General features: G+C 72.1%; 24 protein-coding genes. 14 read left to right on the forward strand and 10 right to left on the reverse strand.

Annotated elements, in window-relative coordinates:
* The first annotated feature begins 6 nt into the window (after positions 1 to 6).
* From OM076_RS25430 to OM076_RS25460, 7 genes are all read left to right on the forward strand, one after another.
* The gene (locus tag OM076_RS25430; RefSeq protein ID WP_270042906.1) at positions 7 to 1,383 is read left to right on the forward strand and encodes a proline dehydrogenase family protein; all 1,377 of its coding nucleotides are present in this window, start codon (positions 7 to 9) and stop codon (positions 1,381 to 1,383) included.
* 8 nt (positions 1,384 to 1,391) lie between these two features.
* Positions 1,392 to 2,963, forward strand: a complete 1,572-nt coding sequence (locus tag OM076_RS25435) for an aldehyde dehydrogenase family protein (RefSeq protein WP_270042907.1) — start codon at positions 1,392 to 1,394, stop codon at positions 2,961 to 2,963.
* Positions 2,960 to 3,829, forward strand: a complete 870-nt coding sequence (locus OM076_RS25440) for a dihydrodipicolinate synthase family protein (RefSeq protein WP_270042908.1) — start codon at positions 2,960 to 2,962, stop codon at positions 3,827 to 3,829. Before OM076_RS25435 ends, OM076_RS25440 begins: the two co-directional genes overlap by 4 nt.
* Before the next feature lie 80 nt (positions 3,830 to 3,909).
* Positions 3,910 to 4,239: a hypothetical protein gene (locus OM076_RS25445; protein ID WP_270042909.1), complete on the forward strand. Its 330-nt coding sequence runs from the start codon at positions 3,910 to 3,912 to the stop codon at positions 4,237 to 4,239.
* 165 nt (positions 4,240 to 4,404) lie between these two features.
* A complete protein-coding gene (locus OM076_RS25450; protein ID WP_270042910.1) occupies positions 4,405 to 5,427 on the forward strand; it encodes a DUF892 family protein in 1,023 nt (340 codons plus the stop codon).
* Positions 5,424 to 5,813 carry a hypothetical protein gene (locus tag OM076_RS25455; RefSeq protein ID WP_270042911.1) on the forward strand — a complete coding sequence of 130 codons (390 nt, stop codon included), beginning with the start codon at positions 5,424 to 5,426 and terminating at the stop codon, positions 5,811 to 5,813. Before OM076_RS25450 ends, OM076_RS25455 begins: the two co-directional genes overlap by 4 nt.
* A gap of 80 nt (positions 5,814 to 5,893) precedes the next feature.
* Complete coding sequence (locus OM076_RS25460; protein WP_270042912.1) at positions 5,894 to 7,732, forward strand: methyl-accepting chemotaxis protein; 1,839 nt, start codon at positions 5,894 to 5,896, stop codon at positions 7,730 to 7,732.
* Here OM076_RS25460 and OM076_RS25465 read toward each other — a convergent pair.
* Complete coding sequence (locus OM076_RS25465) at positions 7,729 to 8,832, reverse strand: alcohol dehydrogenase catalytic domain-containing protein (RefSeq protein ID WP_270042913.1); 1,104 nt, start codon at positions 8,830 to 8,832, stop codon at positions 7,729 to 7,731. The genes OM076_RS25460 and OM076_RS25465 overlap by 4 nt on opposite strands.
* A gap of 18 nt (positions 8,833 to 8,850) precedes the next feature.
* Positions 8,851 to 10,203, reverse strand: a complete 1,353-nt coding sequence (locus OM076_RS25470; protein ID WP_270042914.1) for a cytochrome P450 — start codon at positions 10,201 to 10,203, stop codon at positions 8,851 to 8,853.
* Positions 10,204 to 10,223: 20 nt separating this feature from the next.
* Here OM076_RS25470 and OM076_RS25475 point away from each other — a divergent pair, with 20 nt between their 5' ends.
* Together OM076_RS25475 and OM076_RS25480 are read left to right on the forward strand one after the other, a co-directional pair.
* A complete protein-coding gene (locus OM076_RS25475; RefSeq protein WP_270042915.1) occupies positions 10,224 to 10,853 on the forward strand; it encodes an HAD family hydrolase in 630 nt (209 codons plus the stop codon).
* A gap of 110 nt (positions 10,854 to 10,963) precedes the next feature.
* Entirely contained in the window at positions 10,964 to 12,478 is a 1,515-nt protein-coding gene (locus tag OM076_RS25480) for a virginiamycin B lyase family protein (RefSeq protein WP_270042916.1), read from the forward strand.
* A 3-nt stretch (positions 12,479 to 12,481) separates the two neighbouring features.
* Here OM076_RS25480 and ggt read toward each other — a convergent pair whose 3' ends face one another.
* The 4 genes from ggt to pdxS all read right to left on the reverse strand — a co-directional run bounded on the left by ggt (position 12,482) and on the right by pdxS (position 16,435).
* Positions 12,482 to 14,293: a gamma-glutamyltransferase gene (ggt, locus tag OM076_RS25485; RefSeq protein WP_270042917.1), complete on the reverse strand. Its 1,812-nt coding sequence runs from the start codon at positions 14,291 to 14,293 to the stop codon at positions 12,482 to 12,484.
* Between the two features lie 77 nt (positions 14,294 to 14,370).
* On the reverse strand, positions 14,371 to 15,018 hold the full coding sequence (locus OM076_RS25490; protein ID WP_270042918.1) for a histidine phosphatase family protein: 648 nt from the start codon (positions 15,016 to 15,018) through the stop codon (positions 14,371 to 14,373).
* Positions 15,015 to 15,557, reverse strand: coding sequence for a pyridoxal 5'-phosphate synthase glutaminase subunit PdxT (pdxT, locus tag OM076_RS25495; protein ID WP_270042919.1), 543 nt, complete (start codon positions 15,555 to 15,557; stop codon positions 15,015 to 15,017). The genes OM076_RS25490 and pdxT overlap by 4 nt, the downstream gene beginning before the upstream one ends.
* Complete coding sequence (gene pdxS, locus OM076_RS25500) at positions 15,551 to 16,435, reverse strand: pyridoxal 5'-phosphate synthase lyase subunit PdxS (protein WP_270042920.1); 885 nt, start codon at positions 16,433 to 16,435, stop codon at positions 15,551 to 15,553. The genes pdxT and pdxS overlap by 7 nt, the downstream gene beginning before the upstream one ends.
* Positions 16,436 to 16,477: 42 nt before the next feature.
* Here pdxS and OM076_RS25505 point away from each other — a divergent pair, with 42 nt between their 5' ends.
* Entirely contained in the window at positions 16,478 to 16,696 is a 219-nt protein-coding gene (locus OM076_RS25505) for a hypothetical protein (RefSeq protein ID WP_270042921.1), read from the forward strand.
* Here the strand turns inward: OM076_RS25505 and OM076_RS25510 are convergent, their stop codons facing one another.
* From OM076_RS25510 to OM076_RS25525, 4 genes are read right to left on the reverse strand one after another with little or no spacing between them, the layout of a single operon-like run.
* Positions 16,697 to 19,411 carry an ATP-binding protein gene (locus tag OM076_RS25510; RefSeq protein WP_270042922.1) on the reverse strand — a complete coding sequence of 905 codons (2,715 nt, stop codon included), beginning with the start codon at positions 19,409 to 19,411 and terminating at the stop codon, positions 16,697 to 16,699.
* Between the two features lie 46 nt (positions 19,412 to 19,457).
* Complete coding sequence (locus OM076_RS25515) at positions 19,458 to 21,806, reverse strand: glycoside hydrolase family 65 protein (protein ID WP_270042923.1); 2,349 nt, start codon at positions 21,804 to 21,806, stop codon at positions 19,458 to 19,460.
* The gene (locus OM076_RS25520) at positions 21,803 to 22,486 is read right to left on the reverse strand and encodes an HAD family hydrolase (protein WP_270042924.1); all 684 of its coding nucleotides are present in this window, start codon (positions 22,484 to 22,486) and stop codon (positions 21,803 to 21,805) included. The genes OM076_RS25515 and OM076_RS25520 overlap by 4 nt, the downstream gene beginning before the upstream one ends.
* Before the next feature lie 10 nt (positions 22,487 to 22,496).
* On the reverse strand, positions 22,497 to 23,342 hold the full coding sequence (locus tag OM076_RS25525; protein WP_270042925.1) for a MurR/RpiR family transcriptional regulator: 846 nt from the start codon (positions 23,340 to 23,342) through the stop codon (positions 22,497 to 22,499).
* Between the two features lie 64 nt (positions 23,343 to 23,406).
* Here OM076_RS25525 and rfbC point away from each other — a divergent pair, with 64 nt between their 5' ends.
* From rfbC to OM076_RS25545, 4 genes are all read left to right on the forward strand, one after another.
* Entirely contained in the window at positions 23,407 to 23,961 is a 555-nt protein-coding gene (gene rfbC, locus OM076_RS25530; RefSeq protein WP_270042926.1) for a dTDP-4-dehydrorhamnose 3,5-epimerase, read from the forward strand.
* Complete coding sequence (gluQRS, locus tag OM076_RS25535) at positions 23,958 to 24,812, forward strand: tRNA glutamyl-Q(34) synthetase GluQRS (RefSeq protein WP_270042927.1); 855 nt, start codon at positions 23,958 to 23,960, stop codon at positions 24,810 to 24,812. The genes rfbC and gluQRS overlap by 4 nt, the downstream gene beginning before the upstream one ends.
* An 82-nt stretch (positions 24,813 to 24,894) precedes the next feature.
* The gene (locus OM076_RS25540; protein WP_270042928.1) at positions 24,895 to 25,524 is read left to right on the forward strand and encodes a TetR/AcrR family transcriptional regulator; all 630 of its coding nucleotides are present in this window, start codon (positions 24,895 to 24,897) and stop codon (positions 25,522 to 25,524) included.
* 12 nt (positions 25,525 to 25,536) lie between these two features.
* Positions 25,537 to 26,710: AAA family ATPase (locus OM076_RS25545; protein WP_270042929.1), on the forward strand; the 1,174-nt coding region annotated here is incomplete at its 3' end.

Raw genomic sequence — 26,710 nt, forward strand, 5'->3', positions numbered from 1 at the left:
CAGCCTATGGTCGACGACGCGGCGGTCGAACGCGAGCTGTTCGAGGTGGGCCGCCGGCTCGCGGCCGCCCTGCCGACCACGCGCAACCCGCTCAAGGCGCTCGACGACAAGGCGATGGACCTCGCCTCCTCGGACGCGGAGCTCAAGGCCGCGCTGTTCCGGTTCGTCGACGTCGTGCCCGCGTGTCGCAACCTCGACGACCTGGCGCGCCACCTGACGGCGTTCCTGGAGGACGTGGACGAGCCGCCGCCGCCCGTCGGGGTGGCGTTGAAGATGGGCAACTCCAAGGCGGGCCGGCGCGCACTGGGCATGGCGGCCGCGTCGGGCGTCAAGCACATGGCGCATCGCTTCATCGTGGGTGAGGACCCCAAGGCCGCACTGGGCGACCTGCGTGAGCTGTGGAAGGACGGCGTGGCGTCGTCCGTCGACCTGCTCGGCGAGGCGACGGTCACGCAGGGCGAGGCGCAGCGCTACGCGGACCGGTGCGCCGAAGCGCTGGACACGATCGCGAGCGCGGCATCGAAATGGCCGGCGCGCGAGCAGCTCGAACGCGACTCCGCGGGTCCGGTGCCGCGGGCCAACCTGTCGGTGAAGGTGAGCGCGCTGACACCGCTCCTGCGCCCGGACGCGCCGGAGCGCGGCAAGCGCGACGCGGCCGACCGGCTCCGGCCCCTGTTGCGGCGGGCGCACGAACGCGGCGCGCATCTGCACATCGACATGGAGTCGATGGACTCGCGCGACGCGGTCCTCGAGCTGATCCTCGAGCTGCTGGCCGAGCCGGAGTTCCAGGCGGGGCCGAGCGCCGGGCTGGTGCTCCAGGGCTACCTGCGCGACTCGCCGGACACCCTGGACACGATCCTCACCTGGCTCGACGGACCGGGCGCGGGGCGCGCGCAACCGCTGACGATCCGGCTGGTGAAGGGCGCCTACTGGGACCACGAGCTCGTCCAGGCCGCGCAGCACGGCTGGTCCACCCCGGTCTTCGAGGTCAAGGCGGACACCGACGCCAACTTCGAGCTGCTCACCCGCCGGCTGCTCGACGCGCGGCCGAAGGTCCGCGTGGCGATCGCCTCGCACAACCTGCGCAGCGTCGCTCATGCGATCGCCTACAACCGGCTTCAGGGCGGCGCCGATTCCGACCTCGAGCTGCAGGTGCTGCGCGGGTTGGGCGATCCGCTGCAGGCCGCGATCGCCGCGCAGGGCCTGCGCGTCCGCACGTATTGCCCCGTGGGCGACCTCGTGGCGGGGATGGCGTACCTCGTCCGCCGCCTGCTGGAGAACACCTCCAACGAGTCCTTCCTGTACGAGCAGGCCCGCGGCGTTCCGCTCGAGGTGCTGCTGGCGCGCCCGGGCGGGACCGTGCCTCGCCGCGCCTCGGCATGATGTCGCGTGTGTCCCTGACGCCGTTCAAGAACGAGCCGATCCTCGAGCTGCGGCGGGCGCCCATTCGCGCGCAGCTGAAGGGCGCCCTGGAGGCGTTCGACGACGAACCCGTCGTGCAGGTCCCGGTGTGGGTGGGCGAGGACACGCGCCAGGGCGGCGCGCTGCAGTCCCTCGACCCAGGCGACCCCGAGCGGCTCGTGGCGCAGTCCGCGGTCGCCACGCAGGCCGACGTCGACCACGCGCTGGACCTCGCGGGCCGCAGCGAGTGGCGGCACGTGCCCGCTGCGCAGCGTGCCGAGGTGCTGATCCGCGCCGCCGCGTGGTTGCGCGCCCGACGGCTCGAGGTGGCCGCGCTGGAGGTCCGCGAGACCGCGAAGCCGTGGCGCGAGGCGGACGCCGACGTCTGCGAGGCGATCGACTTCCTCGAGTACTACGCGCGCGCCGCGATCGCCCTCGCCGAGCACCCCGCGTTCGACGCCGAGCTGCTCCAGCCGCCCGGCGAGCGCAACGAGCTGCGCTGGAACCCGCGCGGGGTCGTGGCCGTCATCTCGCCCTGGAACTTCCCGGTCGCGATCCCGCTCGGGATGGTGTCCGCCGGCCTGGCGACCGGCAACGCGGTCGTGCTCAAGCCCGCCGAGCAGGCGCCCGCGTGCGCCTTCATGCTCGTGCGCGCCCTGCGCGAGTCCGGCCTGCCCGCGTCGGCGCTCGCGTTGCTCCCGGGCGAGGGTCCGGTGGGCGCGGCGCTCGTCGGCGACCCGCGGGTGCACACGATCGCGTTCACCGGCTCCGGGCCGGTCGGGCTGGAGATCGTCCGCCGCGCCGTGGAGCAGGCGCCCGGCCAGAAGCACCTCAAGCGCGTCGTCGCGGAGATGGGCGGCAAGAACTGCGTGATCGTGGACTCCGACGCCGACCTCGACGACGTCGTGCCCGCGCTGGTGAAGTCCGCCTTCAACTACGCGGGCCAGAAGTGCTCCGCCGCCGCGCGGGTGCTCGCCCACGAGGCGATCCACGACGCGCTGGTCGAGCGGCTCGCGGGCGCGATCGAGGTGCTGCACGTCGGGCAGGCGTCAGACCCCGAGATCGACGTCCCGCCCGTGATCGAGCTCGAGGCGCAGGAGCGGGTCGCCCGCTACGCCGCGACGGCGGAGGCGTCCGGCCGGATCGCGGCGCGCGCGGCCGAGGTCCCGGACCGCGGCTACTTCGCGACCCCGACGCTGGCGACGGACCTGCCCGCGGACTCGCCGGTCCTGCAGGAGGAGATCTTCGGGCCGCTGCTGGCCGTCGAGCGGGTGAAGACGATCGAGGAGGCCTGCGACCGCGTCGACGCGTCTCCGTACGGGCTCACGGGCGGGCTCTTCTCCCGCTCCCCGCGCACGGTCGACTACGTGGCCGACCGGACCCCGGTCGGCAACCTCTACGTCAATCGCGAGATCACGGGGGCGATGGTCGGGCGGCAGCCGTTCGGCGGCAACCGGCTCTCCGGCACCGGCACGAAGGCCGGCGGGCCCGCGTACCTGCTGCAGTTCGTCGAGCCGACGGTGATCACCGAGAACACCGTGCGGCACGGGCTCGTCGTATGAAGGGCGTCTTCGCAGCGGTGCTCACGCCGATGCGCGACGATCTCGCGATCGATCGCGCGGCCTTCGCGCAGCACTGTCGCCGGCTGCTCGACGCGGGCTGCCACGGGCTCGGCATCTTCGGCACCACCGGAGAGGCCAATTCGCTCTCCGTCGGCGAGCGGATCGAGGCGTGGGAGGCGCTGGTCGCCGCTGGCATCGAAGCCGAGCTGCTGCTCCCCGGTACCGGCGCGTGCGCGCTGCCCGACGCGGTCGAGCTCTCGCGCGCGGCGCTCGCCCTCGGCACGCCGGGGGTCCTCGCCCTGCCGCCCTTCTACTACAAGGGCGTCTCCGATGACGGCCTGTTCCGCTTCTTCGCCGAGCTGATCGAGCGCGTCGGCGACGACCGCCTCCGCCTGTTCCTCTACCACATCCCGCCGCAGATGATCGTCGGCTTCTCGCCGGAGCTGATCGGCCGGCTGCTCGACGCCTATCCGGGCATCGTCGCCGGGACGAAGGACTCCGCGGGCGACGCGGCGCGCATCGAGCGCCTCTGTGCCGAGTTCCCGCAGCTGGCCGTCTTCGCCGGCACCGAGGCGCTGCTGCTGGACACGCTGCGCTGGGGCGGCGCCGGCACGATCTCGGCCACGGTCAATGTGACCGCGAACCTGGCGCGCGAGGTCTACGACCTCCACGCCGCGGGCGAGGACGCCGAGGCCGCCCAGACGCGCCTGACCGAGCGCCGGCGCTACCTGGAGCGCTTCCCGGTCATCCCCGCGCTGAAGGCGATCGTCCGCGAGCAGACCGGCGACGCGCTCTGGGCCAATCTGCGCCCGCCACTCGACCCGCTCGACGCACCGGCGGTGCGCGAATTGCTCGCCGGGCTGTGATGCACCGCAATCTATGAGTGTTCGTGTACGGACATGTTCTGGGTAAGCGAGGCGAGACCGCCGATAACAGGACTGTTCCCATGCCGTATCGCGAAGACACGCTTCCCCTGCAGAACTACGACCGCCAGAACGCGGGCGCGATCGCCGCGAAGCTGTCGGCGCTGACGCAGCGCGAGCTGCGCCAGGTCCGCGAGTACGAGCTCGCGCGGGAGAACCGCCAGGTCGTCCTGGACCGGATCGCGGAGCTGACCTCCGACGAGCCCTGGGAGGGCTACGACGAGCAGGACGGCGCCACGATCGCCGAGGTGATCGCCTCCGCCGACCCGGACACCGTGCGCTTCGTCGTGGACTACGAGCGCGAGCACCGCTCACGCGCCCAGGTCATCCGCGCCGCCGCGCGCGCCCAGTAATACGAACGCGAGTTCGGCCCGACCGTGTGTGCGCCCTGTCACAGGCGCGAACGCTTGTTTGCGCGCGCCGGTGGGTAGAGCCGAGAGACAGAGACGCACCGCCCAGCCCCCTGCCGCGTCTCTCGCCCCGGACACCTCGCAGTTCAGAGATTGGAGGACGAAGCCATGAGCTCGTCCAAGCAGAAGGTCCTGCAGTACCTCAATGAGGCGCACGCCACCGAGCTGAGCCTCACCCGCGTGCTCCAGGCGCAGATCGCGATGACCCCGCGCGGGTCCTACCGCTCCGCGCTGGAGTCGCACCTCGTCGAGACCCACGATCACGCCGATCGCGTGGCGCGCCGCCTGGAGGCGCTCGGCAACGGGCAGAACCCGCTGCTGGCGGCTGTCGGCTTCGCCGGTGGCGCCCTCGGGCAGCTGCTCGCGCTCGGCAAGACGCCGTTCGACCTCCTGCGCGGCTCCGGCGGCGAGGAGAAGGTGCTCAAGAACGCCAAGGACGCCGCCGCCAGCGAAGCGCTGGAGATCGCCACCTACACGGCGATCGAGCGCCTGGCGACGGCTGTCGGCGACGACCAGACGGCCAAGCTGGCCGCGTCGATCCGCGCCGACGAGGAGAAGATGCTCGCCCGCGTCCTGCGCGAGCTGCCCAAGCTGACCGACGCCGTCGTGCGCGCCGACGTCGACGGCAAGCCGTCCTACGACCTCGCCACCACCGGCGCCGGCGAAGCCGTCCGTGACGCCGCCACCGCGACCAAGGACGCCGCTCGCAAGACGTCGGCCGCGACCAAGCGCGCCGCCCGCCAGACCCGCAAGGTCCCGGGCGTCGCCCAGGTCGAGGGTCAGGTCAAGGGCGCCGTCGCGTCCGAGGACGACCTCGCGATCGCGCGCTACGACAAGCTCACCGCCGACGAGATCACGTCGCGGCTCCCGGAGCTCTCCCAGATCGATCTGGCGAAGGTCGACTCCTACGAGCGCCGCCACGACAACCGCACGACGGTCCTGAGCCGGATCACCTCGCTGCGCGGCGACGAGCCGTGGACGGGCTACGACGAGCTCACCGTCTCCGAGGTCCAGTCCGTCCTCTCCGAGGGCGACGACGAGCGCGCCAAGCAGGTCGTGACGTACGAGCGCACCCACAAGAACCGCGCGGGCGTGCTCAACGCCGCCGAGCGCGAGACGGCGAACGCATGAGCCTCGCCGACAAGGCCCGCAAGGTCCCCGGAGTCGCCGCCGCCGAAGGTGCCGTGACCGGCGCGTTCGCCACCGAGGACGACCTGCCGATCACCGACTACGACAAGCAGACCGCCGACGCGATCGCGTCCAAGCTGAACGGGATGAGCCAGCGCGAGCTGCGCTTCATCGGCGCCTACGAGGCCAAGCACGCCAATCGCGCGACGATCATCGACCGGATCGCCAAGCTCACCGGCGACGAGCCGTGGTCGGGCTATGACGAGCAGACCGCCGATGAGGTCACGTCGGCGCTGCGCGCCGCGGACGCCGCGAAGGCGCGCGAGGTGATCGCGTACGAGCGCGACCACAAGGCGCGCGCCACCGTGATCGACGCCGCAAGTCGCTAGCGCCATTATGAGAGCGAAACCGGTACTGCGGGGCTAAGCGGTTCAGGGGTCGGTTGTCGGGCCGATGACAGAGGGCGACCATGTCCGCCCTCACCTCACGTCTCGGCATCCGAGCCCAGCTGCTCGTCGCCCCCGCCGTCGTCCTCATCCTCACCGCCATCCTCGGCGTGACCAGCATCCGCCAGCTCAGCGCTTCCGCCGAGATGGCGACGCAGTCCGCCGCGGAGACGACGGCCGTCGAGATCCTGCGCGACTCCAACTCGCGCCAGTTCGAGGGCGATCGCTTCCAGAACCTCGCGTTGCAGTCGCCGACCCAGAAGGAATTCGACGACAACCGCGCGGAGGCCGCGGACGTCATGAAGGAATCGGCGGACGGCTTCGACGCGTTCGCTCGCGGAGCCCGGACGCCCGCGCTTCGCGCCGATGCGGAGAAGCAGGCCGCGCTGATGCGGCGGATCCAGAGCGAGCGCGAGCGCGCGTTCGCCCTGGTGCACGTCGGAACGCCGCTCTCGGCGGAGGGCGCGAAGATCATCGAGGGCGTCGAAGCGCTGATCGAGCAAGCCGATGCGTCCAACGACGCGCTGGTCACGGACGAGCAGAAGATCACCGATCGCATCGCCAAGGACGCGAGCGCGACCGCGGCGCGGGGCAAGCGCCTCGTCGTCATCCTGCTGGCGCTCGCGGCGCTGCTGGCCGCGCTCGTGAGCTTCGCGATGGCACAGCCGCTGGTGCGCGCCGCTCGCCGCCTCCTGGCGGCGGCCGGTGGGATCTCGGCCGGTGACCTCGACCAGGACGTCAACGTCGGCGTGGGCGGCGAACTCGGCGCGACCGCCGAGGCCTTTGAGGACATGGTCGCCTACCTGCGCGAGATGGAGCTCGCGGCGCAGCGCATCGCCGACGGCGACCTGACCGCCGACGTCGAGCCCAAGTCCGACCGCGACGCGCTCGGTCACGCGCTGCGCGGGATGACCCTGAACCTGCGCGCGATGATCGGCGAGGTCGTCGCGACCGCCGGCACGGTCAGCACGTCCTCCGACGTCGTCACACGAACCTCCGACGAATCCGGGCGCGCGGTCGCCGAGATCGCCGGCGCGATGGCCGAGATCACGTCCGGCGCCGAGGCGCAGCTGCGCATGGTGTCGAGCGCGAACGAGTCCGCCGCCGAGATGTCGCGGGCCGTCGATGCCTCCGCGGAGGCGGCACGGCAGTCGGCCGACGCGGCCCAGGAGGCCCATGAGCTCGCCCGCGAGGGCGTTGCGGCCGTCATCGAGGCCACGACAGCGATGAACGCCGTCCGCGACTCCTCCCGCTCGGCCTCGCTGGCGATGACCGAGCTCGAGGGCAAGTCGGGCCAGATCGGCTCGATCGTCCAGCGCATCACCGAGATCGCCGAGCAGACGAACCTGCTCGCGCTCAACGCCGCGATCGAGGCCGCTCGCGCGGGCGAGAACGGCAAGGGCTTCGCCGTCGTCGCCGACGAGGTGCGCCGGCTGGCCGAGAACGCGGGTGGCGCGGCGCGCGAGATCGCCGGGCTGATCGCCGAGATCCAGTCCGAGACCCGCGCCGTCGTCGCGATCGTGTCCGACGGCGTCGCGCGGACCGAGGAGGGCACCGGCACCGTCGAGCTGACCCGCCACGCGTTCGAGCGCATCGACGCCGCGATCGAGAAGATGAACGTGCGCATCGGCGAGGTCGCCGACACCGCTCGCGAGGTCGCGGCGGGGACCGAAACGCTGCGCAGCGACCTCAACGAGGTCGCGGGCGTCGCCGAGCGCTCGACCGCCGCGAGCGAGCAGGTCTCCGCCGCGGCGCAGCAGACGACGGCGTCATCGACCGAGATCACGTCCTCGGCCGCGCGCCTGCACGGGACGGCCGAGGAGCTGCAGGGCCTGGTCTCGCGATTCCGCCTGACGGCTTAGAGCTCGATCACGCTCCTGATGCCGTCCTGGTTGTGCATCAGCTCGAAGCCGTGGTTGACCTCGTCGAGCGTGATCCGGTGCGAGATGAACGGGTCGACGTCGAGATCGCCGTCGAGGTAGCGCTGGACGAGCTGCGGGACCTGGTCGCGGCCCTTGACGCCACCGAAGGAGGAGCCGCAGACGCGGCGGCCGGTGATCAGGTAGCGCGGGACGATGTCCAGCGTCTCCCCCTTGCCGGCCACGCCCGCGACGGTGCACAGGCCCCAGCCCATGCGCGCCGACTCGACCGCCTGGCGCATCACGGACACGATGCCGGTCGCCTCGAAGGTGTAGTCGGCGCCGAAGCCGCCGGTCTCGTCGAGCACGCGCTGGACGGTGTCCTCGCCGCCGATCCATGTTTCGGTGGCGCCCTGGCCCTTGGCCAGCTCGAGCCGGTCCTCGGACAGATCGACGCAGATGATCCGCTCGGCACCGGAGAGGCGGGCGCCCGCGACGGCGCCGAGGCCGACCATGCCGGCGCCGAAGACGACGCACGTCGAGCCCGCCTCGACCTTGGCCGTGTACAGCGCCGCGCCCAAGCCGGTGGACAGGCCGCAGGCGAACAGCGCGCAGCGGTCCAGCGGCGCCTCCTCGGGGACCTTGGCCAGCGCGATCTCCGGCATCACGGTGTACTCGGCGAACGTGCTCGTGCCCATGAAGTGGCGGATCGGCTCGCCGTCGCGGGAGAAGCGGGTCGTCCCGTCGGGCAGGTGGCCGAGGTTCTGCTCCGCCCGGATCGCCATGCAGAGGTTCGTCCGCGGGCTCAGGCAGTGGACGCATTCGCGGCACTGCGGCGAGAAGAGCGTGACGACGTGGTCGCCGACCTTGAGATCCTTGACGCCGTCGCCGAGCTTCTCCACGACGCCGGCGCCCTCATGGCCGAGGACAGCGGGCGCGTAGCCCGACGGATCCGCCCCTGAAGCCGTATACATGTCCGTGTGGCAGACCCCGCAGGCCACCAGGCGAACCAGCACCTCGCCGGCCTTGGGCTCGGCCAGGTCGATCTCCTGCACCGCCAAGGGCGCACCGAATTCCTCGAGCACCGCCGCTCGCACCTTCATCTCAACGCCCTCCGGGTCTCAAAGTTTGGACGCGGGCACCATACGCGGGCGCAGCGCGACGCGTAGCCCCGCCGGCCCCATGGTGAAGCCGAAGCGCTCGCGCGGCGGCGGGCCGGCGAGCTTCCAGGTGAAGTTGCGCGCGAGCATCGCGAGCGCGGCCTTGGCCTCCAGGAACGCGAGATTGCGCCCCGGGCAGAAGCGCGGGCCGGCGCCGAAGGGCAGGAACACGGGGTTCTCGCCGTCCAGCCAGCGGTCGGGGTCGAAGCGGGCGACCTTCTCCGGGCGGCCTGCCTGGCGGGTGAGCGCGGCGATGCGGGTCCCGGCGGGCAACTCGACCCCGGCGACGCTCGTGTCGGCGTTGGGCTCGACGAAGATGATCGGGGCGACGGACTTCAGCCGCGCCGCCTCGCGGAACACGGCCTCGCCGAAGTGCATGGCGTCGGCGTCCTCGGCCGTGCGGGGCGTGTGGGCAGCGCCGAGGACGGCGTCGGCCTCGGCGGCCAGGCGGCCCTGCGCCTGCGGGTTCTGGGCGAGCATCGCGGTCGCCCAGGCGAGCGTGTTGGCGGTCGTGTCCTCGCCCGCGAAGAGCATCGTGAAGACGTTGCCGGTTACGTCGGCGTCGCTGTAGCGCTCCGGGGCGGCCAGCATGCTCTCGAGGAAGTTCTCGGGCGCGTCGTGGAGCTCGGGCCGCGCATCCATGCGGGTGCGCGCGGCGCCGATGAAGCCGGCGATCTGCTCGCGCAGGACCTCCAGCGAGTGCTCGGCGGCTCGGTCGGCGGGCGGCTTGACGACCCGCCAGTACGGGACCGGGGCGAGGATCCGGCGCGAGAGCAGCTCGAAGACCCGCGCGATGTGCTCCTGCAGCTCGCCGTCGCCGCGCTCGAGCGTGTTGAGGTCGTGCCCGAACGCCAGCGCCGACGTGACGTCGACGCTGTAGGACATGAAGTCCTCGAGGATCGCGGTCTCGGGCGTGCGCTCCAGTCGTGCGTGCAGCCGCTCGGTCGCGAGGGCGATGATCTCGAAGTAGCGGCGCAGGTGGTTGGAGTTCAGCGCCGTGACCGCGAGCCGGCGCTGACGGCGCCAGTCCTCGCCCTCGGAGGTGAACGGGCCGACGATGCCGATCTCGCTCGCGACGGCCTCGACCTCGCGCCAGCGGCGGTAGCCGTCGGGGCGCTCGCGGAGGATCTGGTTGATCGCGTCGGGTTCCGTGAACCCGACCACCGTTCGCGGGCCCATCGCGAAGCGGAACACGGGGCCATAGCGCCGCCCCCACTGCTCGATGATCACGTGCAGGCGGTCGGGGCGGATGCGAAAGGCGTTGCCGATCCCCGGCAGGCCGGGCGGGCCAGGGAGGTCGGCGATCGCGGTCATCCCCTGACACTATCCCGAGGATGTGGGTCTTCTTCGACCTCAACGGGACCCTGGTCGACCCCTCGGTCCTGCTCGAGCCCGCCCAGATCCCGATCGCGGCGCTCGACGAAGCCAACGTGATGGCGATGATCACCACGATCGCCGGGCGCGAGAGCGCGTTCAAGCCGCTGCTCGACGCGGCCCTGCGCCGCGGTCTGGCGCGCTCCGGCCGCGACCCTGAGCTGGCCGCCGCGGCCCTTTCCAAGCTGCCCGAGATGCCCGCGTACCCGGACGTCCCGGAGGCGCTGGCGGCGCTGCGCGCCGGCGGCCTGAAGCTCGCGGTCCTGACCCAGTCGACGGCCGCGGCCGCCGAGGAGGTGACGGCCAACGCTGGTATCCGCGACGCGTTCGAAATGGTCCTCTCCGCCCCCGAGCTGGGCGCGTTCAAACCCGACGACCTCGCCTACAAGTCGGCGCTGGAACGCGCGGGCGTGACCGAGGCGTGGTTCGTCGCCGGACACTGGTGGGACATCGCCGGCGCCGCCTACGCGGGTCTGCGGACCGCGTGGGTCAGCCGGACGGACCTCGCCTACCCGGACGCGATGCCCGCCCCCACCGTCTCCGCCCCGGACGTGCTCGGAGCGGCCTCCGCAATCCTAAACGCCACCTAAGGGGTCTGGCCCCTTAGGTGGGGTTTAGGTTGTGAGGCGGAGCCCGCCGACCCCTTGAGCTGGCCGAACGGCCCTTGCTCAACTGGCGCGTTCGCGAGTAGCGTCGGCGGATGCGCCGTCTCCTCCCCCTGCTCGCGAGCCTCGTCCTGCTCGCGCTGCCTTCAGCCGCCCACGCGTACACGTTCTATGAATGGAGCTCGGCCGGTGGTCCCAACGGGATCGCCCAGTCGGGCACCGGGGCGCTCACCGTCACGTTCCGGGACGCCGCCCAGGTCGGGCAGATCGGCCTCGGTGGCGTGCAGAGCACTCCGCAGTCGATCGCCGGAGGCACGTCGGCTCCCACGAAGCTCACGGCCGGCCCGGGCGACGGCAACCTGTGGTGGGCCGATCCGTCCACCCGCCACGTCGGGCGCACCGATCCGGGCTTCGGACCGGCCCTGCTGGCCCTGGACTTCAGCGGCACCACCGCGGATCTGGTGGCGGCGAACGGCCTGATGTGGGTCGTGGAGTCCGACACCGGCGAGCTCGACTGCATCACGCCGGCGGGCGTCGTGACGCCGAAGACGTCCGGGCTGGCGCACCCTGGGGCGATCGCGCGTGGCAACGACGGCGCGCTCTGGTACACCGACACGGCGGCGAACAAGATCGCGCGGCTGGTGCCTCCGGCGACCTGCGGCGCGGCGATCACCCCCGTGATCTTCGACACGCTCCCCGCCGGTTTCGCGCCGGCCGACGTCACGGCCGCGCCCACGGGCAACGACGTCTTCGTCGCGGGTTCCACGGGTCTGCGGACCGTCACGACGGTGGGCGTGACGACACCGATCGACATCGGCACCACGCGGCCGTACGTCCTGCACTCCAACGCGTCCGGCGTGTGGTGGGCGGCCACCGGCCAGCGGATCGGGCGCTACCTCAACGGCGTGACGACCGAGTGGGCGCTGCCGCGTGGCTCGGCCACCCCGATCGACTTCACCTTGGCCTCCGATAACGCGTTCTGGTACACGGGGACGGGCGACGTGATCGGCCGGTTCTCGGAGGAGACGGGCGCAACCGGCCCGACGGGTCCCGCGGGCCCGACGGGTCCCGCCGGCCCGACCGGCGACACGGGCCCGCAAGGCCCCCAGGGCACGCCGGGCCCCACCGGCGCCACGGGCCCGACCGGCGCCACGGGCGCCACGGGCGCGACGGGCGCCACGGGTGCGACCGGCGCCACCGGCGAGCCGGGCGCGCCGGGCACGGCCGTCCTCGGCTCTCCCGGCGCGATCGGCCCGCAGGGTCCGCGCGGCGCGACCGGCGCGACGGGTGCGCAAGGCCCGCGCGGGAAGACCGGCGCCGCGGCCACGATCCCGAAGATCACCTGCAAGCTTTCCGGCTCGAAGGTGACCTGCAAGGTCGCCAAGAGCGGCGGCTCCGGCGGCAGCGGCGGCAACACCGGCGGCGGCGAGGGCCTGCGGCTGCGCCTCAGCCGCTCCAGCAAGCTCTACGCCACCGGCAGCCGGGCGGCGAAGAGCTCGCGGACGACGGTCGGCCTGCACGCCCTGCGCAAGGTCAAGGCCGGCAAGTACATGCTCTCGATCGATGTCGGCGAGGACGTGACGGTCCACCTCACGCTGAACCTGCGCTGACCCCTACCAGCCGATCGCGGCACCGTCCTTCCTGAAGTCGGTGCCCGCTCGGTAGACGCCCGCCACCGCCGGATCGTCACCGCTCACCTGCGCGGTGGGGTCCGGCGTGAAGTGGATCGCCTGGTAGCCGCCCATCAGCGACCCGTCCGCCCGGCGCAGCGAGTGGCCCATGGAGATCAGCTGCGGCCCGACGAGGTCATAGAGCTTGGCCTCCATGTTCGTCCGGTTGGGTTCCTGGTCGTGGCGGAAGCGGGCGGCATCGCCCGCCGCCTGGACGTTCAACCCCAGATCGATCATGTCCACCAGCTCGGTCGCCTGGGCCTGGACCTGGACGCTGCCGCCCATGTTGCCGAAGGCCATCACGGGCTGGCCGTCCTTCATCACGAACGCCGGGATGATCGTGTGGAACGGCCGCTTGCGGGGCCCGACGACGTTGACCGAGGTCGGGTCCAGCGTGAACAGCGCGCCGCGGTTGTGCAGCAGGAAGCCGTAGCCCGGGACCGTCACGCCCGACCCGAAGACGTCGTAGACGCTGTAGATGAACGAGACCATGTTGCCCCAGCGATCGGCCGTGGCGATGTAGACCGTGCCGCCCTCGCGATCGACCGAGATCCCCGGCTGCGACGCGTGGTTGGGGTCGATCTTGTCGCACAGCGTCGCGGCGTACTCCTTGGAGTTGAGCATCGCGATCGGCACGTCGTTGAAGCGCGGGTCGCCGACGTACTTCTCGAGATCGGTGAACGCGAGCTTCTTGGCCTCGATCAGCAGGTGCCAGAACTCGGGCGAGCGGGCGCCCAGCGTCGTCAGATTCAGCCCGAGCTTGGGCACGCAGGTCTCGAGGATGTTGAGCATCTCGAGCACGCCGATCCCCTGGCCGTTGGGCGGCAGCTGGTACACGTCGTAGCCGTGGTAGTTGGTCGAGATCGGGTCGACCCACTCCGACTCGAACTCGCTGAGGTCGGCGAGCGACATGACGCCGCCCAGCGCGCGGTCCTTGGCCACGATGGCCTTGGCGATCTCGCCCTTGTAGAACGCGTCGCGGCCCTTCTTCTGCAGGATCCGGAAGGTGTTGGCGAGGTCGGGGTTGCGGACGATCGAGTACAGCGGCGGCGCCTGGTTGTCCCTGAGGTAGACCGCGGCGGAGTCCGGGTCCCGGCGCAGGAGGCTGACGCCGCTGCGCCAGTCGGTGTGGATGCGCTCGGTGAGCGGGAAGCCCTGGTCGGCGTCGCGGATCGCCGGCTCGAGCACCTGCTTGAACTTCATCGTGCCGAAGCGGTCGAGCAGCTTCGCCCAGCCGTCGATCGCGCCCGGCACCGTGGCGCTGTCGACGCCGGTGTAGGGAATCTCGGTGAGTCCGCGGCTGGTGAAGTACGACCGGGTCCAGCCCGCCGGCGCCCACCCGCTCGCGTTGAGGCCGTAGAGCTTCTTGTCACCCGCCATGTAGACCTGCGCGAACAGGTCCCCGCCGACGCCGGTGCTCTCCGGCTCCATCAGCGCCAGCTCGGCCGCGGTCGCGACCGCCGCGTCGATCGCGTTGCCGCCCTTCTTGAGCATGTCGATGCCCGCCTGCGCGGCCAGCGGCTGGCTCGTGGCGACCATCCCGTGGCGCCCGAGCACCTCCGAGCGGGTCTGATCCGCCCACCCGCTCGCCCGCTCACCGCGGACGTTCTGGATCGTCCTCCCCGGTGTCGGCACCGCCGCCGTCGGCGTGCCGAACGGCGATGGCCCAGGCGTCTGCGCGACGGTGTACCCCACACCGCCCACCAGCACCGTCCCGATAGCCAGCGTGGAAACCAGCCGTGCTCGCGACTTCATGACGACCCCCCCGGTCGTAGCCCCCCAAGTGCGTGCGGGAAGCTACATGAGAGTCGATGTCAGAGTGTTGACCAGGGCTACAGGTGGTCCTGGTCGTTCCAGGTCTGCAGCGCCCAGCCGTCGAAGCGGATGCCTTCGATCAGGTAGTCGCGGCGCTTCTGGAAGACCGTGATGCCGGTGTTCATGTGCGAGATCCGGTACAGCGCCGGGAGGTGCTGGGGCGAGAACGCCTCGCGGAAGATCGCCGCGCCGAGGAAGAAGTGCAGGAAGCCCCAGTGCGAGACGCAGAGGATGCGCTCGCCGTTGATGCGCTCCTCGAGGCGGCGCTGGACGTTGACGACGCGCTGGACGATCTGGGCGAAGGACTCCGCGCCCGGCTCGGCGTGCTCGGGCGGGTGGTCCGGCATCCAGGAGACGTGGCCGGTGCCGGCGTAATGCGGTGACGCGGCGCGGTAGGCGTCGGACTGGCGGACCTCGAAGAGGTCGGGATCGGTCTCGTAGCCGAGGCCGAGCACGTCGCCGATGCCCTGCGCGGTCTCCTGCGCGCGGCCGAACGGGCTCGCGAGGATCGCCTCGATCCCCTCGCCCTCCAGGCGCTTCCCGAGGCCGCGCGCCTGCTCGTGGCCGCGCTCGGACAGCCGATCGGCGTCGGCCGGCTCGGCCTCCATCGTGCGGTCGGCGACGTTGGCCACGGACTCGCCGTGGCGGGTGAAGTAGACGATCACGCGATGTCCCGCAGGAAGAGCTCGTGCACGCGGTGCTCGCCCGCGATCTCCGGGTGGAAGGAGATCACGAGCATGTTGTCCTGGCGGGCGGCGACCGGATGGCCGTCGACCTCGGCGAGGATCTCGACCCCGTCGCCGTACTCCTTCAACCAGGGCGCGCGGATGAAGACCGCGCGCACGGGCGGGCCGTCGATGCCGGGGATGACCAGATCCTCCTCGAAGGAGCGGATCTGGCGGCCGAACGCGTTGCGCTCGCACAGCGTGTCCATGCAGCCGAGGTGGACTCGGTCGAGCATGATCATGCCGGCGCACGTGCCGAGCACGGGCTTGCCGGAGGCGACGAAGTGCTTGAGCGGTTCAGCGAGCCCCTCACGCTTGATGCCGAGGGTCATCGTGGTCGACTCGCCGCCCGGCATGACCAGGCCCTCCAACCCGTCGAGGTCCTTGGGCACGCGGACCTCGCGCACGTCGGCGCCGAGGTCCCGCAGCATCTTGGAGTGCGCCTCGAAATCGCCCTGCAGGGCGAGAACGCCTACCACCCGCGGTTGGCGAGCAGCTGGCCCTCTTCGAGCTTGCGCGTCTCGAGCGAGACCATGGCGTTGCCGAGGCCCTCGGAGGCCTGCGCGACGCGCAGCGCGTCACGGAAGTGCGTCGTCGCCTCGACGATCGCCGCGGCCCGCGGCGCCGGGTCGTCGGACTTGAAGATGCCGGAGCCGACGAACACGCCCTCGGCACCGAGCTGCATCACCAGCGAGGCGTCGGCCGGCGTGGCGATGCCGCCCGCGCAGAAGAGCACGACCGGGAGCTTCTGATCGGCCGCGACCTGGCGCACGAGGTCCAGCGGCGCCTGCAGGTTCTTGGCCGCCGTCGCCAGCTCCATATCGTCGAGCGTGCCGAGCCAGCGGATCGCGCCGCGGATCTCGCGCAGGTGGCGGACGGCCTCGACGATGTCGCCGGTGCCGGCCTCGCCCTTGGAGCGGATCATCGCCGCGCCCTCGCCGATCCGTCGCAGCGCCTCACCGAGATTGGTCGCGCCGCACACGAACGGGATCTTGAAGCCCCACTTGTCGATGTGGTTGGCCTCGTCGGCGGGCGTGAGGACCTCGGACTCGTCGATGAAGTCGACCTCGAGCGCCTCGAGCACCTGCGCCTCGGCGAAGTGGCCGATCCGCGCCTTGGCCATGACGGGGATCGTCACGGCCTCCTGGATGCCCTTGATCATCAGCGGATCGGACATGCGCGCGACCCCGCCGTCGCGGCGGATGTCGGCGGGAACGCGCTCGAGCGCCATGACGGCGGTGGCACCGGCGTCCTCGGCGATTTTCGCCTGCTCAGCGTTGACGACGTCCATGATGACGCCGCCCTTCAGCATCTCGGCCAGGCCGGCCTTTACACGGAACGTCGCCTCGTCTCTCATTGCGTATCGATGTTAGCCGGGGGTCGATGTACGATCCGGCGCATGGCTGCTGACGATCCTGACCTCATCGGACCCGACGATGTGGCCTTCACGCTGGACCTAACGCCCGGACAGCTGAAGATCGTCCACGCGGCGCTGCGCTCGTTCCGCGACGACTTCGGCCACGATCAGCGCGACGTGCACAAAATCATCCACGAACTCCTGGCGAAGCTGCCCGACGAGGCGTCGATCCGCTCGATCGACATCAGCAGCGGCCGCTAGTCAGTTCGCCCAGCCGCGCGCGAGCTGGGCACGGGTTCGAACCCCGAGCTTCGCGTAGACGCGCGTGAGCGCGTTCTCGATCGTCTTCTCGCTCAGATAGAGCGTCGCGGCGACCTGCTTGTTGGAACGGCCGCCCGCCACGAGCGCCGCGATCTCCCGCTCGCGCGTGCTCAGCTCTCCGCGCTCGCTTCGCCGGCCGTTGGCGGAGATGCGCGTGCCGAGCACCCGCAGCTCGCGCGAGGCGGCGTTGCGCAGCCGGACGCCTCCCCCGCGCGCGGCATCGGCGGCGACGCGCTGCAGGACCGCCTTCGCCGCCTCGTGCTCGCCCGCGGCGCTGAGCGCGCGGCCCTGGACGAGCCGGGCCTCGGCGGCCTCGAGCGCGCCCGTGGCGTCGGCAACGTCCGCGGCCACTGCGGCCAGCGCGGCGGCCGCCTTAGACTCTCCCCACGCCAGCAGGACTTCGGCGGTGCCCAGCTCGGCGCGCACCGCGGCCAGCGGGAGGTCGACCCGCGCGCTCTCGCGGGCCGCCGCCTGGGCGATCTGGTCGGCGTCGTCGATATGACCCAGCGCGAGCGAGGCGCGCACGCGGCACAGCGCCGAGCGCCCCGCCCAGGAGGCGTCGAGCTCGGCGCGCTCGAGCTCGAGCAGGCAGCGCTCGGGATCGTCGGCGACGTGCAGGCACGCGAGCGTCGCGGCCGCCATGCGCGTGGTGTCGCTCGGCTCGAGGCCGGCGATGAGCGCCTGGCACGCCGCGGCGGAGCGCTCCGCTTCGTGTGCCTCGCCGCGCTCGTGGTGGATCGCGGCGCGCACCGAGAGGGCGAGCAGCAGCGGGTTCGGCGCCGTCTGCATCCGCGCCGCCTCCTCGGCGGCCTCGGCCGCGGCCAGCGCGGCGTGCAGGTCGAGCTGCAGCCACAGCGTCCACGCCTGCACCCCGAGCAGCCAGACGAGCATCTCCCCGCTGCTCGTCCCGCGCCCGATCGCGACCGCGCGCTTGAGCGTCGCGCTCGCGTCCTCCACCCGCTCGAGCCGCATCAGCGCGCGCGACACGTGCAGGAGGACGGTCGGATGCGCGCCGACGAGCCGGTCGTCGAGCGCGTCCAGCGGTGCGAGCAGATCGGCGCCGGGCCGCCGTTCACCGGACCAGACGTCCCCGAGCGCGCCGAGCACGCGGGAAGCGGCGACGAGCACCGCGTCGAGGCCGGCCGCGGCGGGGTGCGTCGCGAGGCGCTGGGCGGTCGCCGCCCACCCGCGCAGGGCCGGCGCGTCGTTGGCGGTCATCGCCGCCGCGGCCAGTTCGAACGCGAGGCTCGGGTGCGGCTTGGCGGTATAGGCCGCGTGGAGCCGGCGCCGGGCCTGCGCGTAGCGGCCGCGGAGCGTCTCGACGCGAGCGCAGGCGAGGATCAGCTCGCGGTTGGCGGAGTCCAGCTCGAGTGCCTCCTGCAGCCGGGCGAGGCTCTCCTCGAGCCGCCCGGCGCCCGCCAGCGCCAACGCGAGCGGCCCGAGCACGGTCCCGCGGTCGCCCTCGGGCACCAGCGGGAGGGCGGCCGCGTACCAGTTGGCGGCCGCGGCCGGCGAGCTGCGCGCCGTGGCCTCACCCGCGCGCATGAGCAGCGCGATCGCCCGCTCGTCGCCCGCGCGCGCGAACTGGGTCACGTGGTAGGCGCGGGCCGCCGCTCCGGCGCCGCGCGCCTCGAGCGCCCCGGCCACGCGTTCGTGCGCGGCGAGCCGCCACGCCGGCGGCGCCGCGTCGTAGACCGCGCGGCGGACGACTGGGTGCCGGAACGCGAAGCCGCGCACGCCGGCATGAGCGCGGACGAGGTCGGCGGAAACGAGCGCGTCAAGTGTCGCGGCGTCAGGCCAAACGCCCGCCGCGATCGCGGCCAGCTCAGGGTCGAACGGGTCGCCCGCCACGGCGGCGCCCGCCAGGAGGGTCCGCGCCGGCTCGCCGAGCCGCTCGACCTCGCGGGCGATCGCGGCCTGCAAGGTCGCGGGGAGGGTGCGCGAACGCTCCCCCGCCGCGCGCGACAGCTCGCGCAGGAACAGCGGGTTTCCCGCCGCGTCGCGCACGTGTCGCTCGCGGTCGCGGACGTCGCCGAGCATGGCGCGGGCGGCGGCGTCGTCGAGTGGCTCGAGCGTCAGCTGTTCGAAGCCCGGGTGCCGGCGGGCGGTGTCGAGAAGGCGGGCGGCGACGACCGCCGGGCGCAGCGCGAAGGCCAGCAGGTGCGGGACTTCGGGCGGGCGCGCGAGGAAGTGCAGGATGACCTCCAGCGACGCGTCGTCGGCCCACTGGACGTCGTCGAAGAGCATCACGATCGGGCCGAGCGACTCGAGCACCGCTCCCTGCAGGCGGTGGAAGCGGAAGCGCTCGGCGGCGTTCGTCCGCGGCGCGTGGATGCAGCGCTCGACGGTGAGGGTGGGCTCCAGTTCGATGCCGAACTCGGCGTTGAGCGCGTCCATCCGCGCATGCGCGATCGTCGTGACGTGCCCGTCGAGGGCGTCGAACGCGAGCGCGAACGGCAGGTCGCGCTCGTGCTCGGCCGCCCGCCCCGCCGCCACCCGCAGGGGCGCGGCCAGGTCCGCGATCGCCGCAAGCAGCGCGCTCTTGCCGATGCCCGCCTCGCCCAGCACTCCCAGCACCCGCGTCCCGCCGGCCCGCACGTCGTCCAGCGCGCGGCTCACGGACGCCAGCTCCACCTCTCGCCCAACCAGGTCCATGAAGGCATCCGACGCGCACGCCGGGCCCGCTATTCCCGCGCAGCGCTCAGCGAGGACGCCGCCGGTCCGGTTCGCGGCCCGCCGGCTGGCGCGGCTCCGGGCCCGGATCGGGCACGGTCCACCCGCGCCGGACCGGCGCGTCGAACCGCACCGTGACGACCTCGTCCTGATGGCGCACGGTCAGCGGATCGCCCTCGTCCAGGAGCTCATAAACCGCTTCAGCATGCGTGATCGTCACCCGCAGGCACGTGCGCCGGTACATGACGCGGAAGCACAACCTCGCCAGCGCCGAGGGCAGCCGGGGATGGAAGCTCAGCTCGCCGCCGAAGCCGCGCATGCCGCCGAACCCGGCGACCGCCGCGAGCCACGATCCGGCCAACGACGCCATATGCAGCCCGTCGCGGGTGTTGTGCTCGAGGTCGCCGAGGTCCATCAGCGCGGCCTCGCCGAAGTAGTCGTAGGCCAGCTCCACGTGGCCGACCTCGGCCGCCGCGACGGCCTGCACGCACGCCGACAACGACGAGTCGCGCACGGTCAGCGGCTCGTAGTAGGCGAAGTTGCGGGCCTTCTGCGCGGGCGTGAAGCGATCGCCGCGCAGGAACTGCGCCAGCACCAGGTCCGGCTGCTTGCACACCTGCTTCGAATAGAGCAGGAAGTACGGGTAGTGCAGCAGCAGCGGGTACTCCAGCCCCTCGAACTCCATCAGTTCGTGGTGGGTGAAGTCGGCGTCCTGCGGGTGCACGGCGAGCCGCCGGTCGTACGGGATGTGCATGTTCGTGGCGGCGTCGCGCCAGGCCGCGATCTCCTCCTCGTCGACGCCCAGCGCCCGCGCTTCGTCCGGATGGCGCGAGGCGATCTCGGCCGCCACGCGCAGGTTCTGCTCGGCCATCAGGTTCGTGTAGACGTTGTCGTCGACCACCGCCGAGTACTCGTCCGGGCCCGTCACGCCGTCGATGTGGAACGCGCCGGAGTGGTCGTGGTGTCCGAGCGAGCGCCACAACCGCGCGGTGTTCACGAGCAGCTCGAGCCCCTGCGCCGCCTCGAAGACCTCGTCGCCCGTCGCCCGCAGGTAGCGGATGACCGCGTCGGCGATGTCGCCGTTGATGTGAAACGCCCCGGTCCCCGCGGGCCAGTAGGCGGAGCACTCGTGCCCGCGGATCGTCCGCCACGGGAACGCCGCGCCCTCCAGGCGCAGCTGCTTCGCCCGGTCCTGCGCCAGGTCGAGGGTCGCGTGGCGCCACAGCAGCGCGTCCACGACCGCGTCCGGGTGGGTGTAGGTGAGCACCGGCAGCACGAAGGTCTCGGTGTCCCAGAAGACGTGCCCGTCGTAGCCGGAACCGGTCAGGCCCTTGGCCGGGATCGCCCGCCGCTCGGCCCGCGCACCCGCCTGCAGCGTGTGAAACAGCCCGAAGCGCACGGCCTGCTGGAGCTCGCCGTCGCCGTCGATCTCGACGTCCGCACGCCCCCAGAAGTCGTCGAGGTAGTCGCGCTGGGACTGCACGAGCGCGTCCCACCCGGTGTGCCTGGCCGACGCCACCGCCGCCGCGACCTGGTCGCGTACGGACGGGATCGAGCGCTGGCTCGACCAGCCGTAGGCCAGGAACTTCGTGAACACCAGCGGCGTGTCGGGCGCGATCTCAGCGGTCAGCCAGACGCGGCCGAGGTCGGGCCCGGCCTCGGCGCCCATGTCGAGGCCGTCGAAGGTCTCGACGACGTGATCCATCCCCGCCGCCATCCGCAGACCGCTCGCTTTCGTGCGATGCACGAGCACGATCCGCAGGTCGTGGACCTCCTGTTCTTCGGCCTGCAGCGGCGCGCGCAGCGCGGCGGCGGCGCGTGGATCGCCCGACTGCGCGGAGCCCGGCTCGTTGGCCACCAGTTCCGACTCCGCCACGACCCGTAGCGAGCGGCCGTCGATCGGGCGCACCTCGTAGCGGATCGCCGCCACGCTGCGCTGCACGAAGGAGACGATCCGCGTCGTCTTGACCTCGATCTCCCGCCCGCTCGGAGAGCGCCAGCGCACCTCGCGCCGCAGCTCGCCCGCTCGCAGGTCCAGCACCCGCGTGTGCGCGAGCAGCTCGCCGTAGCGGATGTCGAACGGCTCGTCGTCGACCAGCAGCCGGATGATCTTGCCGTTGGTCGCGTTGACGACGGTCTGCCCGTCCTCCGGGTACCCGTAACCGGCCTCGGCGTACGGCAGCGGGCGCGTCTCGTAGAACCCGTTGAGGTAGGTCCCGGGCAGCCCGAACGGCTCGCCCTCGTCGAGGTTGCCGCGCAGGCCGATGTGCCCGTTGGAGAGCGCGAAGACCGACTCGGACTGGGCGAGCACGTCGAGGTGGAGCGAATCCTCGGTGACCGCCCAGGGCTCGACCGTGAACGCGGGGTGCGTGATCACGGCAGCAGCTCGGCCAGATCGTCGACGACGACGTCGGCGCCGTGCTCGAGCAGCGCCGCGCGGTGGCCGACCCGGTCGACCCCGACCACGTGACCGAACTTGCCCGCGCGACCGGACTCCACGCCCGCCAGCGCGTCCTCGAAGACCACGGCCTGATCGGGCCGGACGCCGAGCCGGCGCGCGCCCTCCAGGAAGGAGTCCGGCGCCGGCTTGCCGCGCAGGCCGAGGGCGTCGATCACGTGCCCGTCGACGCGCACCTCCAGGTAGTCCGTCAGCCCCGCGACCCGCAGGACGTCCTCGCAGTTGTGGCTGGAGGACACCACGGCGCGGCGCAACCCCGCGGCGCGGGCGGCCTGCAGGTAGGAGACGCTGCCCGCATAGGCCTCGACGCCCTCATCGTGGATCAGCTTCAGGACGAGCTCGTTCTTGCGCTCGCTGAGGGTCGCGACCGTGTCGTCGCCCGCGTCGATGTGGCGCGAGGCGAGGAAGTCGCGGATCCCGTCCTCGCGCGGCTTGCCGTCGACGAAGTCGTTGTAATCGGACTCCTCGAAGGTGCCGCGGTCGCCGAGGAACTCGTCGAAGGTCTGCTTCCACGCGCGTTCGTGGACGACCGCGGTCTTGGTCAATACACCGTCGAGATCAAACAGGCAGGCGGTGATGCCGTCAGGTAGGCCCAACACGGGCCGGACGTTACTTGAGCCGGAAGGCGCGGATCCGGTCGTCGTAGGACGCGGTGTCGCGCGCGTAGACCCCGTAGGCCAGCGCCTGCAGGATCGAGAGCAGGCCCGTGTGCGAGCGCACGAACGCGGGCGAGTTCGAGGAGTAGTAGAGCGTGCGCTCGGAGAGCTTGGAGACGTCGGAGAGCGTCGCGTCGACGATCGCCAGCGTCGCCGCGCGGCGGTGGCGGGCGATCTTCATCGCGCGTACCACCAGCGGGTGCGGGCGGCCGGCGCTGAGGCCGATCACCAGCGTGCGCTCGTCGATCCGGCCGAGCCGGGAGAGCGCCTCCTGGGACGGTGAAGCGGCGATCTCGGCCCGCACGTCCAGGAGCATCAGAAGGTGGCGCAGGTAGGAGGCGAAGAACGCCATCTGATCCGTTCCGGCGATCAGGATGCGTTCGGCGGCGGCGATCGCTTCGATCGCGCCGTCGACCTCGGAGCGGGACACCCGGCGGGCGGTGTCCTCGACATTGACGTGATCGGCCGCGACGGCCTGTTCAAACGGTGACTGGTCGAGGCTGAAGAGCGGCGTAGCCGTCTCCGGTGTCTTCGCCGTGCGGTGGTGATGGCGATACTCCTCGCGCGCCGCTTCCTGGAGCTCCGGGAAGCCCTCGAACCCAAGTGCCTGGCTGAAGCGCACGACGGTCGAGGATGAGGTGTTGGCGCGTCGAGCGAGTTCCTCCGCGGTGTGGAAGGCGACCTCGTCGAGATGGTCCACGACGTACTGCGCAACGTCCTTCTGCGAGCGTGAGAACTCGTCGAAGCGTGCGGAGATGTACGTCGAAAGTGTCTGATGGCCGCGGGCGGCCGGGGGCATGGTGGCGGTCCTCGGCATGGCGAGGCGTCCTTTCGACGGTCCCTCCCTAACCTCCTCCCCGCATATGCAACGGCTTGAGACTCGACTCGACGGGCTGGTCCACCTCGCGCCCACCGTGCACGGCGACGAGCGCGGCTTCTTCGTGGAGACCTTTCGCGCCGACACGGCGCGGAGTTATGGAATCCCCACGGACTTCGTCCAGGACAACCACTCGCGGTCCCGCCAGGGGACGCTGCGCGGGATCCACTTCCAGACGCATCCGGGCCAGGGCAAGCTCGTCCGGGTCGCCCGCGGCGAGGTGTTCGACGTCGTCGTCGACCTGCGCCGGGGCTCTGAGACGTTCGGCGAGTGGGAGGGCGTGCGGCTGACGGACACCGGCGGCGAGCTGCTCTGGATCCCGGTCGGGTTCGGGCACGGGTTCCTGGTCTTGAGCGAGACCGCGGACTTCGTCTACAAGTGCACGAACTACTACGACCCGGCGACCGAGGCGGGCATCCGCTTCGACGATCCGGCGGTCGGAATCGAGTGGCCGAGCGGCGTGGAGCTGCTCTATTCGGAGCGCGACGCGACGGCGCCGCTGCTGTCCGACGTGGCCGAAACGCTGCCGTTCACGGTGTGAAAGGGCGGTTCGCCCCGTCCCCCACGGGGGTCCTGCACCTGGGCAACCTGCGCACGGCGCTGCTCGCGTGGCTGTTCGCGCGCTCGGCGGGGTCGGCGTTCGTGGTGCGGGTCGAGGATCTCGACGCGGGGCGGGTGCGACCGGGGCTGGCGCAGGAGCAGCTGGACGACCTCGCGGCGATCGGGCTCGACTGGGACGGGCCCGTCTGGGTGCAATCTGAGCGTACGGCGCATTACGAAGGCGCCCTGGCATCACTGCCCGTCTACGAGTGCTTCTGCACGCGGGCTGAGATCCGGGAGAGCGCGTCGGCCGCACACGGGCCGGTGGGCGTGTATCCGGGGACGTGCCTGGGGCTCTCCGACGCGGAGCGTGAGGAGCGGCGTGCGGCAGGCCGCGTCCCGGCGCTGCGGGTGCGCGCCGATGCGACGGTCGTCCACTTCGAGGACCGCCTGCTCGGACCGCAGGAAGGCGTGGTCGATGACTTTGTCGTACGCCGCAACGACGGGGCGTTCGCTTACAACCTCGCGGTGGTCGTCGACGACGCCGCGCAGGGGATCGAGGAGGTCGTGCGCGGCGCCGACCTCGCGGATTCCACCCCGCGACAGATCTGGCTCGCCCGGACGCTCGGGTATCCGGAACCCGCGTACGCCCACGTCCCGCTCGTGCTCAATGCCGAAGGTCGCCGGCTGGCGAAGCGCGACGGCGACGTGACGCTCCGGGAGGTCGAGGCGGCTGAAGCGGTTCAGTGGATGGCCGGGTCGCTCGGTCTAAGCGGCCGGACGGCCGCGGAGTTGCTTGCAGGGTTCGATCCGCGGCGGATCCCGCGGGAGCCGACGATCTGGAACGGATAGGGTCCATCCCTAGCGAATAACGGCGAAAACGCCGCTTCGGTAGGGCTCGCCTCTATTGAATAGGGCTGTACCCTTCCAAGTCGTGACGAACCCCGCAACACGGCCGTATAACGCCCCTGCGCGGATGGCCGCGGCGGAGCGCAACCGGGCCGCGATCGTCTCCGCCGCCCAGGCGAGCTTCGAAGAGCACGGCTGGGCGAGGACGACCATCCCCGCCGTCGCGAATTCGGCAGGGGTATCCCCTAAGACCGTCGAAGCCCAGTTTCAGACCAAGGCGAACCTCCTCGCGGTGGTCGTCACGTCGATCGGCCGCGCGTCCGCGGACGCCGAGGCTTCGAAGCAGTTCCAGGAGGCGACGAGCGCGATCAGCGCGCTGCCGTTCCATGCCGCCTATGCCGCCCCCCGCAGCGCCCGCTCGGCGCGGATCGCGCGTGCGGTGATGGAGGCCGCCCCCACCGACCCGAAGGTCGCGGAGATCGCGGACCGGATGCGGCGCAACCTCGATTTCGGCGCGCAGTGGGCGGCGCGGATCATGATGGGCAAGCGGGGCCTGGCCGGCGGGCTCTCCTTCGAGGAGGCCGAGCGGGTGTTCCGCTTCGCGATCGACCCCGGGACCTACCGCACGCTGACGGCCGAGCTCGGGCTCGACGACGACGGCGTGCGCGAGTGGATGCTGCGCTACGAGCGCGGCATGCTGCTGCTGCGCACGTAGACTGCCGCCGTGATGGTCGGCCGCAAGGACGAGCGCGCCCGCCTGAAGGCGCTCCTCGACGCCGCGCGTGAAGGGCGCAGCGGCGCGTTGCTCCTGCACGGACCGCCCGGTATCGGCAAGACCGAGCTGCTTCGCGACGCCGTCGAGCACGCAACTGGCTTCCGGTTGCTGCGCGTGCGCGGCATCCAATCGGAGTCAGACATCCCGTACGCGGGTCTGGCCGAGCTCGTCACGCCGCTGCTAAGCCACTTGGAGGAGATCCCCGAGGTCCAGGCCTTGGCCATCCGTGGCGCGTTGGCGCTCGGTCCGGCCACTCCGGGCGACCGGTTCACGGTTCCCGCGGGGCTCTTGTCGCTGCTCGCGCGGGCGGCGGACGAGTCGCCGGTGCTGGTGGTGCTCGACGACACGCAGTGGCTGGACGAGCCGTCGCTGGAGGCGTTCCTGTTCGCCGGCCGCCGGCTCGGGCAGGAGGGCATCGCGATGCTCGGCGCGATCCGCGACGACGCCCCGACCCGCGACGTCCCGTGGCTGGAGCGGCTCCCCGTCGAGCCGCTCGACGACCGCGAGGCACGAGGTCTGCTGGCCGGGTACGTCGCCCCCGCCGTCGCGGACCGGCTGATCGCCACGGCCGCGGGCAATCCGCTCGCACTGCTCGAGATCCCGGGGCTGTTGAGCGCCGGCCAGTTGGCCGGCCGCGAGCCGCTGGAGGACCCGCTGCGGCCGGGGACGAACGTCGAGCGCGCGTTCGCCGCGGCGGTCTCGGCGCTGCCGGAGCGCACGCGACGCGCGTTGCTCCTGGCCGCCGCCGCGAGCACCCGGCGCGTCGACGCGATCGCCCGCGGGCTGACGGCCGCGGAGCTCTCGCTCACCGATCTCGAGCCCGCCGAGGCGGCGCGGATCGTCGTCCTCGCCGACGCCGAGCTCGAGTTCCGCCACCCGCTGTTGCGCTCGACCGTCTACTACTCGGCCTCGCTGCCGGAACGGCGGGCGGTCCACGCGGCGCTCGCCGACGCCACCGACAGCGCCGAGCGCGCCTGGCACCTGGCGGCGTGCGCGGTCGCGCCGGACGAGAGCGTCGCCGCCGCTCTGGAGCGCGCCGCGCTGGATGCCCGCGGCCGCGGCGCCCACGCGACCGCCGCGCGCGACCTCGGCCGCGCCGCCCAGCTGACGCCGGACGCCGAGCCGC

Source organism: Solirubrobacter ginsenosidimutans (assembly GCF_027587205.1).

Coding starts and splice junctions, on each gene's coding strand:
- OM076_RS25430 (WP_270042906.1), top strand. CDS start 7: ATGGTCGACGACGCGGCGGTCGAACGCGAGCTGTTCGAGGTGGGCCGC.
- OM076_RS25440 (WP_270042908.1), top strand. CDS start 2,960: ATGAAGGGCGTCTTCGCAGCGGTGCTCACGCCGATGCGCGACGATCTC.
- OM076_RS25445 (WP_270042909.1), top strand. CDS start 3,910: ATGCCGTATCGCGAAGACACGCTTCCCCTGCAGAACTACGACCGCCAG.
- OM076_RS25450 (WP_270042910.1), top strand. CDS start 4,405: ATGAGCTCGTCCAAGCAGAAGGTCCTGCAGTACCTCAATGAGGCGCAC.
- OM076_RS25455 (WP_270042911.1), top strand. CDS start 5,424: ATGAGCCTCGCCGACAAGGCCCGCAAGGTCCCCGGAGTCGCCGCCGCC.
- OM076_RS25460 (WP_270042912.1), top strand. CDS start 5,894: ATGTCCGCCCTCACCTCACGTCTCGGCATCCGAGCCCAGCTGCTCGTC.
- OM076_RS25465 (WP_270042913.1), bottom strand. CDS start 8,832: ATGAAGGTGCGAGCGGCGGTGCTCGAGGAATTCGGTGCGCCCTTGGCG.
- OM076_RS25470 (WP_270042914.1), bottom strand. CDS start 10,203: ATGACCGCGATCGCCGACCTCCCTGGCCCGCCCGGCCTGCCGGGGATC.
- OM076_RS25475 (WP_270042915.1), top strand. CDS start 10,224: ATGTGGGTCTTCTTCGACCTCAACGGGACCCTGGTCGACCCCTCGGTC.
- OM076_RS25480 (WP_270042916.1), top strand. CDS start 10,964: ATGCGCCGTCTCCTCCCCCTGCTCGCGAGCCTCGTCCTGCTCGCGCTG.
- ggt (WP_270042917.1), bottom strand. CDS start 14,293: ATGAAGTCGCGAGCACGGCTGGTTTCCACGCTGGCTATCGGGACGGTG.
- pdxS (WP_270042920.1), bottom strand. CDS start 16,435: ATGAGAGACGAGGCGACGTTCCGTGTAAAGGCCGGCCTGGCCGAGATG.
- OM076_RS25505 (WP_270042921.1), top strand. CDS start 16,478: ATGGCTGCTGACGATCCTGACCTCATCGGACCCGACGATGTGGCCTTC.
- OM076_RS25510 (WP_270042922.1), bottom strand. CDS start 19,411: ATGGACCTGGTTGGGCGAGAGGTGGAGCTGGCGTCCGTGAGCCGCGCG.
- OM076_RS25525 (WP_270042925.1), bottom strand. CDS start 23,342: ATGCCCCCGGCCGCCCGCGGCCATCAGACACTTTCGACGTACATCTCC.
- rfbC (WP_270042926.1), top strand. CDS start 23,407: ATGCAACGGCTTGAGACTCGACTCGACGGGCTGGTCCACCTCGCGCCC.